The organism is Ruegeria sp. AL12 (genome assembly GCF_056540885.1).
In genome coordinates this window covers 275586-290305 of sequence record NZ_JBQFXN010000001.1, presented here as the reverse complement: position 1 = coordinate 290305, position 14720 = coordinate 275586, and the positions used below count along the sequence as shown (strand labels likewise).

At 59.1% G+C, this 14720-nt stretch carries 13 protein-coding genes; 11 read left to right on the top strand and 2 right to left on the bottom strand.

Annotation, left to right across the window (positions count from 1 at the left end; translation table 11 throughout):
• Positions 1-93 precede the first annotated feature (93 nt).
• The 5 genes from ACR0C6_RS01475 (at position 94) to ACR0C6_RS01455 (ending at position 6112) form a co-directional block, all read left to right on the top strand.
• The gene (locus ACR0C6_RS01475) at positions 94-1353 is read left to right on the top strand and encodes a hypothetical protein (protein ID WP_480618004.1); all 1260 of its coding nucleotides are present in this window, start codon (positions 94-96) and stop codon (positions 1351-1353) included.
• Between the two features lie 81 nt (positions 1354-1434).
• Entirely contained in the window at positions 1435-2946 is a 1512-nt protein-coding gene (gene gatB / locus ACR0C6_RS01470; RefSeq protein ID WP_480618002.1) for an Asp-tRNA(Asn)/Glu-tRNA(Gln) amidotransferase subunit GatB, read from the top strand.
• Positions 2947-3093: 147 nt separating this feature from the next.
• On the top strand, positions 3094-4350 hold the full coding sequence (gene pepT, locus ACR0C6_RS01465; protein ID WP_480618000.1) for a peptidase T: 1257 nt from the start codon (positions 3094-3096) through the stop codon (positions 4348-4350).
• Positions 4351-4430: 80 nt separating this feature from the next.
• On the top strand, positions 4431-4850 hold the full coding sequence (locus tag ACR0C6_RS01460; protein ID WP_480617998.1) for a DUF4177 domain-containing protein: 420 nt from the start codon (positions 4431-4433) through the stop codon (positions 4848-4850).
• A gap of 185 nt (positions 4851-5035) precedes the next feature.
• Positions 5036-6112, top strand: coding sequence for a PLP-dependent cysteine synthase family protein (locus ACR0C6_RS01455; RefSeq protein ID WP_480617996.1), 1077 nt, complete (start codon positions 5036-5038; stop codon positions 6110-6112).
• 13 nt (positions 6113-6125) lie between these two features.
• Here ACR0C6_RS01455 and ACR0C6_RS01450 read toward each other — a convergent pair whose 3' ends face one another.
• Complete coding sequence (locus tag ACR0C6_RS01450) at positions 6126-6380, bottom strand: BolA family protein (RefSeq protein WP_171167246.1); 255 nt, start codon at positions 6378-6380, stop codon at positions 6126-6128.
• Positions 6381-6487: 107 nt separating this feature from the next.
• Here ACR0C6_RS01450 and ACR0C6_RS01445 point away from each other — a divergent pair, with 107 nt between their 5' ends.
• Together ACR0C6_RS01445 and ACR0C6_RS01440 are read left to right on the top strand one after the other, a co-directional pair.
• On the top strand, positions 6488-7114 hold the full coding sequence (locus tag ACR0C6_RS01445) for a J domain-containing protein (protein ID WP_480445713.1): 627 nt from the start codon (positions 6488-6490) through the stop codon (positions 7112-7114).
• Positions 7115-7389: 275 nt separating this feature from the next.
• Positions 7390-7836 carry an NYN domain-containing protein gene (locus ACR0C6_RS01440; protein WP_480445715.1) on the top strand — a complete coding sequence of 149 codons (447 nt, stop codon included), beginning with the start codon at positions 7390-7392 and terminating at the stop codon, positions 7834-7836.
• Between the two features lie 160 nt (positions 7837-7996).
• Here ACR0C6_RS01440 and ACR0C6_RS01435 read toward each other — a convergent pair whose 3' ends face one another.
• Positions 7997-8884 (bottom strand): Hint domain-containing protein, encoded by an 888-nt coding sequence (locus ACR0C6_RS01435; RefSeq protein ID WP_480445716.1) that lies wholly within the window; start codon positions 8882-8884, stop codon positions 7997-7999.
• A gap of 454 nt (positions 8885-9338) precedes the next feature.
• On the opposite strand from ACR0C6_RS01435, the gene cobS reads away from it, so the two are divergent.
• The 4 genes from cobS (at position 9339) to ACR0C6_RS01415 (ending at position 14670) form a co-directional block, all read left to right on the top strand.
• Entirely contained in the window at positions 9339-10325 is a 987-nt protein-coding gene (cobS, locus tag ACR0C6_RS01430) for a cobaltochelatase subunit CobS (protein ID WP_152458642.1), read from the top strand.
• Positions 10326-10446: 121 nt separating this feature from the next.
• Positions 10447-12324 (top strand): cobaltochelatase subunit CobT, encoded by a 1878-nt coding sequence (cobT, locus tag ACR0C6_RS01425; protein WP_480617993.1) that lies wholly within the window; start codon positions 10447-10449, stop codon positions 12322-12324.
• A 150-nt stretch (positions 12325-12474) separates the two neighbouring features.
• The gene (locus tag ACR0C6_RS01420; protein WP_480617991.1) at positions 12475-14265 is read left to right on the top strand and encodes an aminopeptidase P family protein; all 1791 of its coding nucleotides are present in this window, start codon (positions 12475-12477) and stop codon (positions 14263-14265) included.
• A gap of 63 nt (positions 14266-14328) precedes the next feature.
• Positions 14329-14670: a DUF427 domain-containing protein gene (locus ACR0C6_RS01415; RefSeq protein ID WP_480445721.1), complete on the top strand. Its 342-nt coding sequence runs from the start codon at positions 14329-14331 to the stop codon at positions 14668-14670.
• The last annotated feature ends 50 nt before the right edge of the window (positions 14671-14720 follow it).

The window sequence follows — 14720 nt, the reverse complement described above, 5'->3', positions numbered from 1 at the left end:
GAAAGAAATTAATAGGCAATTTACTTGATTTGAACCCGATATCCCGCCAGACTTCGGTGTCAGTTATACGTTTTTACAGTTTTGAGTATCGCCATGTTTCGGTCGCTAAGGGCACTGTTCGCCCCATCCACAGCTACTCCTACAAATGCTTCAGCAGACCTGTGCGCGACGAAATCCGCGCTTGCGGCCGCCTTGCCCGAGCAGGGTCAGCTCAATATTCCCGTTGCAAAACCCGACCACGATGATCTGATCGGACATTCCACGATCGAACATGGCCGCTACCTCGCCCGGCAGGACCGCTGGGCAGAGCTGTCGCAGGAAATGCGCGTGGCTGATCAGGATCGCGCCGCCGTTGCAGATGGTATGCCGGTGGCCGATCTGCTGGCGTTCGGTGCCAGATCGGACGTTGTTCTGGCCGCTGAACATGCGCTCTCGGATGGCGCGGCCATCTCGGATTACGACCTGTTGGGTGGCATCTCGGAACTTGAAGGCGAGATGGCGGACAACCCTGATGACCCGATGATCGCCACCGTCGTTGCCCTTGCCCATATCGATTTGGCTTGGGCATGGCGCGGAACGGCCTCGGACGCGACGCTGCCACCTTTGCACCGGTCACGCTGCGCCGCGCATTTCGACCGGGCCGCAGCAATCCTGCCCAAATGCAGAAAGGATGCTCCCGACAGCCCCCTGATTGCAGCGACCGGATGTGCGCTGCTGGCTGGTCAGCGCAAATCCAACGCGCGGGTGGCCGAAGAATACGAACGGCTGATCACGCTGGATCCATGCAATCAGCGCCACATGCGCGCGATGGGCAGCCACCTTCTGCCCCGGTGGTTCGGCAGCTACGAAGAGCTGGAGCTGCAAGCCTTGCGTACAGCCGCCAGGACACAGGATATCTGGGGCGCGGGCGGATACACATGGGTTCAGTTCGACGCCATTGCATTGGACGAAGAGGCCTGTGCCCGCGTCGATATCGAGTATTTCCTTGAAGGTCTGCGCGATATCCTGCGCCTGCGGCCCGATCAGCAGATGATCAACATGCTGTCATCCTACTGCGCGATCACTGTCCAGAACGGATTTGGCCTGAACGATCAGGCCGACCTTGTCCGTTCGCAGATGCGCGACACGGCAAACCGGCTTATCCGCGATCACCTGACGGAATTGCACCCGTTGATCTGGGCGCATGCGGCCAACGGTTTCAACAATTCCGTCCGCATAAACTCTCCCGAACGATTTGCAGCACGCGGTCAGCGCGATGCCTTGCGCGCCATCTCGGATCTGTTCCGGGAAGAACTGCGCAGCGGAATGGATGTGACATTCACACCGTCGGGCCTGCGGTTTTCCCAGAACTGAACACGACAGGATTCCCCCTTGCCCCTAGGCCCTCCCGGGCCTAATACGCAGGCTTAGACTTCTGCGGAAATGAGGCGCGCCATGCTCGATCTGACATACGAAATGCCCAAACCCAAAACCATTGCCGGGGCCAAGCACGATTGGGAACTGGTGATCGGGATGGAGGTGCATGCTCAGGTCTCATCCAATGCCAAGCTGTTTTCGGGTGCATCCACCCAATTCGGGGCCGAGCCGAATTCAAACGTGGCCTTCGTGGACGCGGCGATGCCGGGGATGCTGCCGGTGATCAATGAATACTGCGTGGAACAGGCCGTGCGCACCGGGCTGGGCCTGAAAGCGGATATCAATCTGAAATCGGCCTTTGACCGCAAGAATTATTTCTACCCCGACCTGCCGCAAGGGTATCAGATTTCCCAGTTGTATCACCCGATCGTGGGCGAAGGCGGAGTGCTGGTCGAACTGGGCGACGGTACCGCGCGCAAGGTGCGGATCGAGCGTATCCACATGGAGCAGGACGCGGGCAAGTCGATCCATGACATGGATCCGCATATGTCCTTCGTCGACCTGAACCGCACCGGTGTCTGCCTGATGGAGATCGTCAGCCGCCCCGACATCCGCGGGCCGGAAGAGGCCGCGGCCTATATCGCCAAGCTGCGTCAGATCATGCGTTACCTGGGCACCTGCGACGGCAACATGCAAAACGGCAACCTGCGGGCCGATGTGAACGTCTCGATCTGTTTGCCGGGTGCTTATGAGAAGTATCAGGAAACACAGGATTTTTCGCATCTGGGCACGCGCTGCGAGATCAAGAACATGAACTCGATGCGCTTCATCCAGCAAGCGATCGAGGTTGAAGCCCGTCGTCAGATCGCCATCGTCGAGGCCGGCGGCGAGGTCGAGCAGGAAACGCGTCTGTACGATCCGGACAAGGGTGAAACCCGTTCGATGCGGTCCAAGGAAGAAGCGCATGATTACCGCTATTTCCCCGACCCCGACCTGCTGCCTCTGGAAATCGAGCAGGCCTGGGTCGATGATATCGCCGCCAGGCTGCCCGAGCTGCCCGACGAGAAAAAGGCGCGTTTCATCAATGACTTCGGCCTGACCGACTATGACGCATCCGTGCTGACCGCCGAGGTCGAATCCGCCGCCTATTTCGAGGAAGTGGCCAAGGGCCGCAACGGAAAACTGGCGGCGAACTGGGTCATCAACGAGCTGTTCGGCCGCCTGAAGAAAGACGACCGCGACATCACCGGCTCGCCGGTTTCGCCCGCGCAGCTGGGCGGGATCATCGACCTGATCGCCTCGGACGCGATTTCGGGCAAGATCGCCAAGGAGCTGTTCGAGATCGTCTATACCGAAGGCGGCGACCCGGCGCAGATCGTCGAGGAACGCGGCATGAAGCAGGTGACCGACACCGGCGCGATCGAGGCCGCGCTGGACGAGATCATCGCCGCCAACCCGGCGCAGGTCGAGAAGGCCAAGGTGAACCCGAAACTGGCGGGCTGGTTCGTGGGTCAGGTCATGAAAGCCACCGGCGGCAAGGCGAACCCGAAAGCCGTCAACGAACTGGTCAGCAAGAAGCTGGGCTCGTAAACCTTTCTTTTTGTACAAGCCTGCCGGCAATCTTTGGCGGGTTTGTACAATCCGGTTTCTCACGAAATCTCAAGACTTGGGGTCAAGCCATCGGCTTGACTTCCTGCTGTTCGCGCCCTTTCCTCCGCCACAGAGAGGTGAGGTATTATGCAAAGCAGATTTGATCAGGAACTCGAAGACCGGCTGGTGCGCTATGCCGCCATCGACAGTCAAAGTGACGAGACATCCCCGACGACCCCGAGCACTCAGATCCAGTTCGACATGCTGAACCTGTTGCGTGATGAGCTGATCCAGATCGGCGCGCAGGATGTTGAGATGACGGGCGACAGTGTTGTCGTCGCGACCATTCCCGGAACGGCGCCGGGGCCGACCGTGGGCTTTCTGGCCCATGTCGATACGGCCCCTCAGTTCAACGCAACCGGCGTCAAGCCGCGGGTGATCAAGGGGTATAACGGTGGCGACATCACCTTTCCGGACAACCCGGATCTGGTTCTTTCTCCGGATGACCACCCCTATCTGGCCGAAAAGATCGGCCACGACCTGATCACCGCGTCGGGCACATCCCTGCTGGGCGCGGACGACAAGGCCGGTGTATCGATTCTGATGACGATGGTGCGGCACCTGATCGAAAATCAGGATATTCCACATGGCCCTATTCGTATCGCGTTCACTCCGGATGAAGAGATCGGCCGGGGCGTCACGGAACAACTTCCCAAGGATCTGGGCGTGGATTTTGCCTATACGCTGGATGGGCAGCAAGTGGGTGAGATCGAGTATGAAAGCTTCTCGGCCGACCGCGCCGTAATCCGGATCGAGGGTGTTTCGATCCATCCCGGCCTGGCCAAGGAAAAGATGGTGAACGCCACGCATCTGGCGGCAAAGATCGTGCAGACATTGCCTCAGGCCACCATGACGCCGGAAACCACGGACGGGCGCGACGGCTTCATCCATGTCACTGACATGAACGGCGGATCATCCGAGATGGAGATCAAGCTGATCCTGCGTGATTTCGAGATGGACGGGCTGGAGGCGCAACGAAACATCGTGCGGCAGGTCTGCGCCGCCGTGCAGGCCACGGAACCGCGCGCGACCATCACCTGCGACATCAACCACCAGTACCGCAACATGCGGTATTGGCTGGAAAACGACATGACTCCGGTCGAGCTGGCGCGCGATGCGTGTCGCGAACTGGGGGTTGAACCGCTGTCGGTACCGATCAGGGGCGGCACGGACGGATCCCGCCTGACCGAATTCGGCACCCCCTGCCCCAACATCTTCACCGGGATGCAGTGCGTTCACGGCCCGTTGGAATGGATTTCAGTGCAGGACATGGCGCTGGCGACGGAACTGTGCCTGTCGGTTGTGGCCAAGGCGGCACAGGCCGAAGCGAATGGTCAGAGCTGAATTCCGCCGGATGGGCAAGGGCTCTTTCACCCGGGGGGCAGCGTGTTAAGTTGGCGCGGAAACGCATTTAGGAACAGTAGATGAAGCGCTACGAATACAAGGTCATCCCCGCCCCGCAAAAAGGTGTCAAAGCCAAAGGCGTGAAAACGGCCGAGGGCCGCTTTGCCGTCTCGGTCGAGCAACTGCTGAATCAGATGGGTCAGGATGGCTGGGAATACCAGCGGGCCGAGCTGTTGCCCAGCGAGGAACGCTCGGGTCTGACCGGATCGACCACGAACTGGCGCAATGTGCTGGTGTTCCGCCGCGTGGTGGAAGAGGAAGTCGATGCCTCGTGGGTCGGCGCAGTACCTGAGATGGATGACACCCCGCTGGCCCAGCCGATTCCGGGCCCCGACGAGGTACAGGCCCCGAAACCAATTGCCGCAGAGACGGACGAGCCGCCTTTGTCGTTGAAGCGGTCTGATGACGCCGTTGATGAAAACGGCCCTTCGAAAACATAGGCTTGGGGGCTGGTACGACCGCCAGAACGATTGCAAATGCCCTGTGGCCTTGTGCAGGACATCCGTGTTCGCTCTGACATACGTCAAGTCGATCTGGGACGGCCCAACCACATTGGAAAGCAATAAGGGCTACACCCTCGGGAAATCTGTGGCATGTTAGCCGGATATTCTGGAGGGACATCGAAATGGCTATTCGGCAGACACAAGGGCGGACACGCCTGTATGACAGCATTCTCGACACGGTCGGTGACACGCCCTGCATTCGGGTCAATCGGATCGCGCCAGAGCATGTGACCGTCTATGTGAAATTCGAGGCCTTCAACCCGGCAGGCTCGGTCAAGGACAGGCTGGCGCTGAACATCATCGAGGCGGCGGAACGTGACGGGCGGCTGAAACCCGGACAAACCGTTGTCGAAGCGACATCCGGCAACACCGGGATCGGGCTGGCCATGGTGTGTGCGGCCAAGGGATATCCTCTGGTCGTGACAATGGCCGAGAGCTTCTCGGTCGAACGGCGAAAGCTGATGCGGTTTCTGGGCGCCAAGGTTGTTCTGACCCCCAAGGCGCAAAAAGGGTTCGGCATGTATACCAAGGCCAAGGAATTGGCCGAGGAAAACGGATGGTTCCTTGCCAGCCAATTCGAAACTTCTGCCAACGCCGATATTCACGAAAACACGACGGCGCGCGAAATTCTTGCCGATTTCGAAGGGCAACGGCTGGATTATTGGGTGACGGGCTACGGGACCGGAGGCACCGTTTCAGGTGTTTCGCGTGTCTTGCGGAAAGAGCGGCCCGACACCAGGATCATCCTGACCGAACCGGCAAATGCCTCAATCGTATCATCAGGTTACGTCAATACGCGCAACGCTGACCATCAGCCGACCGAAAGCCACCCCGATTTCGAGCCCCACCCGATTCAGGGCTGGACACCGGATTTCATCCCCTGGGTTCTTCAGGAAGCCATCGACAATTCATACTATGACGAGTTGATCCCCATTCCCGGACCCGAAGGGATCGCATGGTCGCGCCGGCTTGCCGCTGAAGAAGGGATATTCACCGGGATTTCAGGCGGATCGACCTTTGCGGTGGCCATGAAGCTGGCCGAATCCGCGCCGGCAGGCTCTGTCATGCTGGTCATGTTGCCGGACACCGGCGAGCGATACTTGTCGACCCCCCTGTTCGAGGGAATCGAAGAGGTCATGACAAAAGAGGAATACGCCATCTCGGCATCGACGCCGTCCGCGCAGATGGAGATGGGTTGACGCGCAAAGGTCTTCAGACGCCGATATCCAGGGCCAGCGCGTGGATGCGCGGCACGATGTCGCCCAGCGCCTTGTGTACCGCGCGGTGGCGGGCGACGCGGGATTTGCCTTCGAATGCGCTGGCCCGGATACGAACGTTGAAGTGGCTTTCACCACCTTCCTGATATCCCGCATGGCCCCTATGGCTTTCGCTGTCGTCGATCACTTCAAGCTCGCGCGGATCAAAGGCGGCTTGCAGGCGGGTTCGGATCTCGTCGGTCACGCTCATTTTTTTGCTCAGCGGCAAAAATATTGCCGCACCCCTCTTCTACTTTCGGCTGCTTAGATTAAACTGCTGCCTCCGAGTCGAAAAGACGCGTTCTTGAGGATTAGAGCATGGCGAAATCAGACCCCTTCGGATTCGATATGTCCGTTTCCAGCGCCAAAAAGAAGAATCCGCGGGGGCGCCGGGGCATGTCGGGTGCGTCCGAAACCTCGGTCCGGATCTGTGACCACGAGGGATGTGACGAGCCGGGAAAATTCCGCGCGCCAAAAGCACCGGATGTCCTGGATGATTATTTCTGGTTCTGCCAGCAACACGTGCGGGAATATAATCAGAAGTGGAATTTCTTTGACGGCACCACCGAAGCCGAGCTGAACGCACAGCGTTCGAAAGACAAGGTTTGGGAGCGCGAAACCAAGCCGATGGGCGACCCCGAAGCACGTGCATGGGCCCGTTTGGGGATTGAGGATCCGCATCAGGTTCTTGGTGCCAACAGCACGCAGAACAAAGGCCGCACGACGGGTGGCGGCGGACGACGCCTGCCGCCGACCGAACGCCGTGCGATCGAGATTCTCGAGGCCAATGACAGCTGGACCAAGGCCGAGGTTCGCAAAGCGTACAAGAAGCTGATCAAAGTGCTGCATCCGGACATGAACGGCGGCGACCGCTCGCAGGAAGAGCAGTTGCAGGAAGTTGTCTGGGCCTGGGATCAGATCAAGGACAGCCGAAACTTCAAGTAAGGGCACGGCTTTCCCTGCTTTGCGTTCGCGGCGCGCACCGCCTGAATGGTTGGGTGCCGCAGACGACACAACCTGAAAAAACTGCGCAAGCTCCGTATGGAACCCTGTTTCATTCCACACGAAAGTGGTGGAGGATTTGGGACAGGAGTTTCCAGGGATCAGTTTCGTTGCGCACATCCATTTGCCTGTTGCTCGTCTCGCTAAGCGGGCTCATCGCTGCCAGTTTCATTCCGACTGACGCAGATTGGTTGTTCCTTTTGGCGCTGATTTGCGTGATGGCCAGCACAATCCTGTTCATACGGGCCTGGTTCAGGTGGCGCCGGGCCAATACATGGATCATCGTGGACGGCTCGAACGTCATGCACTGGAAAGATGGCACGCCGGATCTGGGTACGTTGAAGAAGGTCCTTGAGACGTTGAAGCGCGCAGGGTTCAAACCGGGCGTCATGTTCGATGCGAATGTCGGGTACAAAGTCGAAGGCCACTATATGGACGACCGGAAGCTGAGCCGCGCCCTGGGCCTACGATCCAAGCAGGTCATGGTGGCCCCCAAAGGGACACCTGCGGACCCGCTGATCTTGCAGGCGGCGCGGGATAGCAAGGCACGCATCGTCACAAATGACCGGTTTCGGGATTGGGTAGACGAGTTTCCGGATGTGTTGAAAGCTGACCGTCTGGTAAAAGGTGGCTTTCGCAAAGACGAGCTTTGGTTTTCGCTATAGTCAAGCAACAGTTGACCCAAGGCACAGATGTGTAAGGCCATCACAACGGTGCTGCACTGAGAAATTGCCTAAGGCAACTGATCCGAGAGAACACATTTGAAGGGGTTTGTTGAGGCCAGGGATCAAACCAGGGGCGGTTCGGATTACAACTATTCGCGCTTTAGTCCGGGTATGAGCTTCGCCATGCAATTGCTTCCCGGCGCTTCAAACAACTTAAGCGAGTTTGTTGCGACTCTGCAGTGCCGTCACGCAATTCGGGGAACAGTGCGAGCAGTTCTTCGACGTCTTCACGACAGAAAGACTTCAGCGCTGTGTCGCCCAGAAAAAGACTTTCGCTACGTAGCCCCTGCGAGTGCAGTACCGCGTGTCGAGAGCAGGCAATGTGGTAATATGTGATGTCTTCACCTGTGTGCACCTGCTGAATTGTTCCGTCATTCACCAAGTGGATTGCCGCAACAAAGACCCGATCTTGTCCGAACAACAACTCGGCGCGCCAGCCTTCCAGCATGATCCGATGTTGCGGGGACACAAAAACATCCTGGTTGGGTTGACCCTTGCAAATCGCGTCGCGCCGAATGCGAACGGGTCTAAATTTTGGTTGCAAAGCCAGTGTTTGTGCACTCAGCACTTTTTTCCCGATCCACAAAATCGGCAGCGTTTTCCCACCTGACACGCAAACTCTGTCACCGATCATCAGGTTCTCGACCGGGCGTGGACCGGCCTCGGTCTCTATCAGGGTTCCAGCAACAAAACAGGGCGGATTGTTTGGATCAAGATCTCCGGTTGTGATTTGCCAGTTTCCGGTTGTCATTGGCCCGGTGGGGTTGTTGGTGTCCCAGGCATAGATTTCGGTCCCAACCTGAATAAATTCACCAGATTCGCCGGTACCTCTGTAGTTACCTTGTCCGAGATACGTGTAGGGTACGAACGGACCACCGTTGATCGAAATCGTTTGACCCGAGACCGTGGCTGGATCGGTCATGTTTTGGACGATCAAGTCGCCTTGCCCGCTTGTGTTGACCGAATGAAGTAAGACATCAAACGACATACGTTGTATCCGCCAAGCAGGTTGGACCAAAAGGGAACTCGCAATGAACAAGTTCCCTCCGTGTGTTGACTGAACAGAACACCACAGACCTCACAAACTCACAAAGAACGCCAAAAACCACATCTAAAAGTCATGTTAACGCGCCGAAGTAGCATTTCAATGATAGTATGTTAATGTTTGCATTTGAACGAGGCACAAAGGTTGTTGCCAGCCTTTCACCGAGGACTTCTGGGTTATGCGCAATCGGTCTCAAAGCTTGTTAACGCGAGGTGCCAAATCGTAGCGTGGGTCATCAATCTGGAATGACACCCCACGCGCAACGATAGGGCCAGTTTGCAAGAAAAACATGCGCACCTTTGGGCGTCTTTCGCTTTCCCTTGCCCTTGCCCGCAATATGTTGCACCACACACGGGTTCATACCCGGTGAACGGGCCAAAGGATAAGGACTAGGCGCATGGCTGACGGATCGATCGATATCAACGCAAAACCTACCGAGGATATCTCGGTCCGTGACGTGTTCGGCATTGACAGCGACATGGCGGTCAAAGGTTTCGCCGAGCGCAGCGACCGGGTGCCGGTGATCGATCATACCTACAAGTTCGATCCGGAAACCACGCTGGCGATTCTGGCGGGCTTTTCCCATAACCGTCGCGTGATGATCCAAGGCTATCACGGCACCGGCAAATCGACCCACATTGAACAGGTCGCTGCCCGTCTGAACTGGCCCGCCGTTCGTGTGAACCTGGACAGCCATATCAGCCGGATCGACCTGATCGGTAAAGACGCGATCAAACTGCGCGACGGCAAGCAGGTGACCGAGTTCCACGAAGGCATCTTGCCCTGGGCGTTGCGCAACCCGGTTGCCATCGTGTTCGACGAATACGATGCGGGCCGCGCAGACGTGATGTTCGTGATCCAACGTGTGTTGGAGCATGACGGAAAGCTGACCCTGCTGGACCAGAACGAGATCATCACCCCGAACCCCAATTTCCGCCTGTTTGCCACCGCCAACACGGTCGGTCTGGGCGACACCACGGGTCTGTATCACGGCACGCAGCAGATCAACCAGGCGCAGATGGACCGCTGGTCGCTGGTGTCGACCTTGAACTATCTGAGCCACGACGCCGAGACGATGATCGTTCTGTCGAAGGCGCCGCATTACAACACCGCCGAGGGACGCAAGACCGTCAGCCAGATGGTCACCGTCGCCGACCTGACACGGACCGCCTTCATGAATGGCGATCTGTCCACCGTCATGAGCCCGCGGACCGTCATCAACTGGGCCCAGAACGCCGAGATTTTCCGCAACGTGGGCTATGCGTTCCGCCTGTCCTTCCTGAACAAATGCGATGAGCTGGAGCGTCAGACCGTGGCCGAGTTCTATCAGCGCTGCTTCGATGAGGAGTTGCCTGAAAGCGCCGCGAGTGCAAGCTTGGGGTAAGCACCCGAATTGCGCCCGGAGCGGGCGCAATGCCTCCGGCGGGGATATTTTTGGCCAGATGAAGACGGATCCGTTACTGTTTTCGACGCCGGGCAGGCCAGTACTATGAGGGCTTAAGGACATGGCACAGAAGAACGACAACCCCGCCGATCCGTTCAAGAAGGCCTTGGCCGAGGCGACCAAAGTCATGGCCGATGATCCCGAACTGTCGGTGACCTATACAGTGGACCCTTCGGGCATGACGGGCGAGTCGATGCGGCTGCCTCAGGTCTCGCGCCGGATGACGCGCGAAGAAGTGCTGTTGGCGCGTGGCACGGCAGACGCCTTGGCATTGCATCGCAAGTATCATGACGACGCGACCCATGCGCGCTATGCGCCCCCGGGCGATATGGCGCGGGATCTGTACGAGGCGATGGAGACCGCCCGCTGCGAGGCAATGGGCGCGCGGGACATGCCGGGCACCGCCAGCAATATTGACGTCAAGATCGGGCATGAAGCAATCCGGCGTGGGTATGATCAGTGCAAGCAACCCGCCGATGCTCCTCTTTCGGTTGCGGCAGGCTACCTGATCCGGCATCTGGCCACCGGGCGTGATATGCCCTCTGCCGCCGAAAACATCATGAACCTGTGGCGTGGGTTCATCGAAGAGCAAGCGGGTGGGACGTTGGAGAATCTGGACGAGATTCTCTCGGATCAGGCGGAGTTTGCCAAATTCGCCCGTCAGGTGATCAAGGACCTGGGATATGGCGACCAGCTTGGGGATGACCCCGATGAGTTGGACGACGAGCAGGAAGACCAGGCCGAGGAAGACGCCGAAGAACAGCCCGATCCGGACAGCACCGGTCAGGATGATCAGGACGAACAGGACGCCGACGCGACCCCTGAGCAGACGCAGGAAGAGCAGCAGGATCAGTCTCAGGCCCAGGTCTCGATGGACGAAATGGCCGAAGACGAGATGGGTGACGAGGCTGAGATGCCGGATGGCGAGGCGCCTCTGGAGCCGCCTGCCCCGCCGCCGGCATCCGAAGCGGACCCGGATTACAAGGTCTATCTGGACACCCATGACGAAGAGATCGCCGCCGAGGATCTGGCCGAACCGGCCGAGCTGGAACGTCTGCGGGCCTATCTGGATCAGCAGCTGGAGCCGTTGAAAGGCGCGGTGTCGCGTCTGGCCAACAAGCTGCAACGCCGGCTGCAGGCGCAGCAGAACCGCAGCTGGGAGTTCGACCGCGAAGAAGGCATTCTGGACGCGGGTCGATTGGCACGTGTGGTCGCGAACCCCACCACTCCGCTGAGTTTCAAGGTCGAGAAAGACACCGAGTTCCGCGACACGGTGGTGACGCTGCTGCTGGACAATTCGGGGTCGATGCGCGGACGTCCGATTTCGATCGCCGCCATCTGTGCCGATGTTCTGGCGCGGACGCTGGAGCGGTGCAATGTAAAGGTCGAAATTCTGGGCTTTACCACGCGGGCGTGGAAAGGCGGTCAGGCGCGCGAGGCATGGCTGAACGATGGACGTCCGCAGCAGCCCGGCCGTTTGAACGACCTGCGCCACATCATCTACAAGGGCGCGGACGCCCCTTGGCGTCGCGCGCGGCCCAATCTGGGTCTGATGATGAAAGAGGGCCTGCTGAAAGAAAACATCGATGGAGAAGCCCTGGAATGGGCACATCGCCGGATGCTGGCACGCCGCGAACAACGCAAGATCCTGATGGTGATCTCGGACGGTGCGCCGGTCGATGATTCGACACTGAGCGTGAACCCGGCCAACTATCTGGAAAAACACCTGCGCGACGTGATCGCGATGGTCGAAAAACGCAAGATGGTCGAACTTTTGGCCATCGGCATCGGCCATGACGTGACACGGTATTACGACCGGGCGGTGACGATTACCGATGTCGAACAACTGGCCGGCGCGATGACCGAACAACTGGCAGCTCTGTTTGACAGTGACCCGCGGGCGCGGGCGCGGGTCATGGGGATGAGAAAGGCCGGCTGAGGCTGATCTTCTGCCCGGCGGGCGTGTTTCCCCGAGGGCGACATGTTTTTCGTTGCTGATCATCGGCTTGCTCAGGCGGGGTGTTCCCGTCTGGACATTTTTTGAAATGCGCCTCAGGGTCACGCTCAAATGCTGTGAATGAGGCCGCCCATGTTCCAATCCTTCGAAGTGACCGCCCGCCCGGAACAGGGGCCACCGCGGCTGGCCGCCTTGCGCGAACAGATGGTGCAAGAAGGGCTGGACGGGTTTCTGATCCCGCGGGCGGATGCGCATCAGGGAGAGTATGTCGCAGCGCGCGATGAACGTCTGGCTTGGCTGACCGGGTTCACGGGCTCGGCCGGGTTTTGCGCCGCCCTGCGCGACGTGGCCGGAGTTTTCATCGACGGGCGGTATCGCACCCAGGTCAAGGCACAAGTTGCCGCAGATTTCACCCCGGTCCCCTGGCCCGAGGTAAGCCTGAGCGCCTGGCTGAAACAGCAATTGCCCAACGGCGGCAAGGTCGGTTTTGACCCGTGGCTGCATGCGGCGGGGCAGATTTCCGGCACATTGAGTGATCTGGAAGGATCGGACATCGAACTGGTGAGATGCGAAAACCTTGTGGACCGGATCTGGGCCGATCAACCCGCACCGCCGATGAACCCGGTCAAGGCGCATCCGATCGAATTTGCCGGGGAAGGTGCGGACAGCAAGATCGCCCGTCTGGCCGAAGACCTTCGGCGGGCCGGGCACAAGGCAGCGGTGATCACCCTGCCGGATTCCATCATGTGGCTGTTGAATATCCGTGGGTCGGATATCGCCTATAACCCGGTGGCCCACGGCTTTGCCATTCTTCATGCCGGTGGTCAGGTCGATCTGTTCATGGCGGCAGAAAAACTGGCCGGGGTACAGGATCATCTGGGCTCTCAGGTGACTTTGCGCGCTGTGGGCGAATTTCTGGATGCGGTTGCGGCTCTGGCCGGTCCGGTGCAGGTGGATGCCGCTTCGGTACCTCAGATCGTGGCCGATGCGCTGGGTGACGCGATGACGGATGGCGGCGATCCCTGCGCCCTGCCCAAAGCCTGCAAGAATGCGGCTGAAATCGCAGGCAGCGCCGAGGCGCATTTGCGCGATGCGGTTGCGGTCATCGAGACGTTGTGCTGGCTGGACCAACAGGCCCCGGGCAGCGTGACCGAAACACAGGTTGTCACCCGGCTGGAGGAAAACCGGCGCAAGGACAATGCGCTTCAGGACATCTCGTTCGATACCATTGCAGGCACGGGTCCGAACGGCGCGATCATGCATTACCGCGTGACGGAAGAGACCGACAGCCGCCTGGAAAACGGCCATATTCTGGTGCTGGACAGTGGCGGGCAGTATCTGGACGGCACCACCGACATCACCCGAACCATCGCCATCGGTGACGTCGGAACCGAGGAAAAAACCTGTTTCACCCGGGTGCTGAAGGGCATGATTGCCATGTCGATGCTGCGCTGGCCTGCGGGCCTTGCCGGGCGGGATATCGAATGTGTGGCCCGCGTGCCGCTGTGGTCTGCGGCACAGGATTTCAACCATGGGGTCGGACATGGGGTCGGCGCCTATCTGAGCGTGCATGAAGGGCCGCAGCGACTGTCCAAAGTCAGCCATGTACCGCTGCAACCCGGCATGATCCTGTCAAACGAACCCGGGTATTACCGGGAAGGCGCCTTTGGCATTCGCATCGAAAACCTTGTGGTGGTGGAAGACGCTCCTCTGCTTCCCGGTGGCGATGCCGAACGCGCGATGCTGAACTGGCGCACGCTGACCTATGTACCGATTGACCGCAGACTGATCATGGTCGATATGTTGACGACCGACGAACGCGACTGGCTGAATGCCTATCACCGCGACGTTGCGGAAAAAATCCGCCCAAGGCTGGGACATGACGCACAACTGTGGTTGGATGCCGCAACTGCCCCAATCTGACACGGGTCTGTTACATAAAACAGGCAGAGGGGTGGCCCTGATACGACGACGGAAGGAAGAGGAATGGCTGAGATCACGATCCGGAAAGCGCCGGGCAAATGGACTGTCCGCTCGGGCGGTGCGATCCTGGGCGAAACGAACAATGCGCTGGAACTGCTTGAAGGCGACAAGGATCCGGTGATCTATTTCCCGCGCAACGATATTGCGATGGCGTTTCTGGATCGGACCGACAAGGTGACCCACTGCCCCGGCAAGGGCGACGCGACGCATTTTTCCATCGTCAACAAGTCATCCGTGACCGACAACGCGGTCTGGAGCTATGAGGAACCGATTCAGGCAGTGGCCGAGATCAAGGACCATCTGGCATTCTACCCGGCTGAATCGGTGAAGGTGGAGCAGATTTAACGCCAGCCCCCGCGCCCACCTCACGCAGCTGTGGCATGCATGTGAACGGC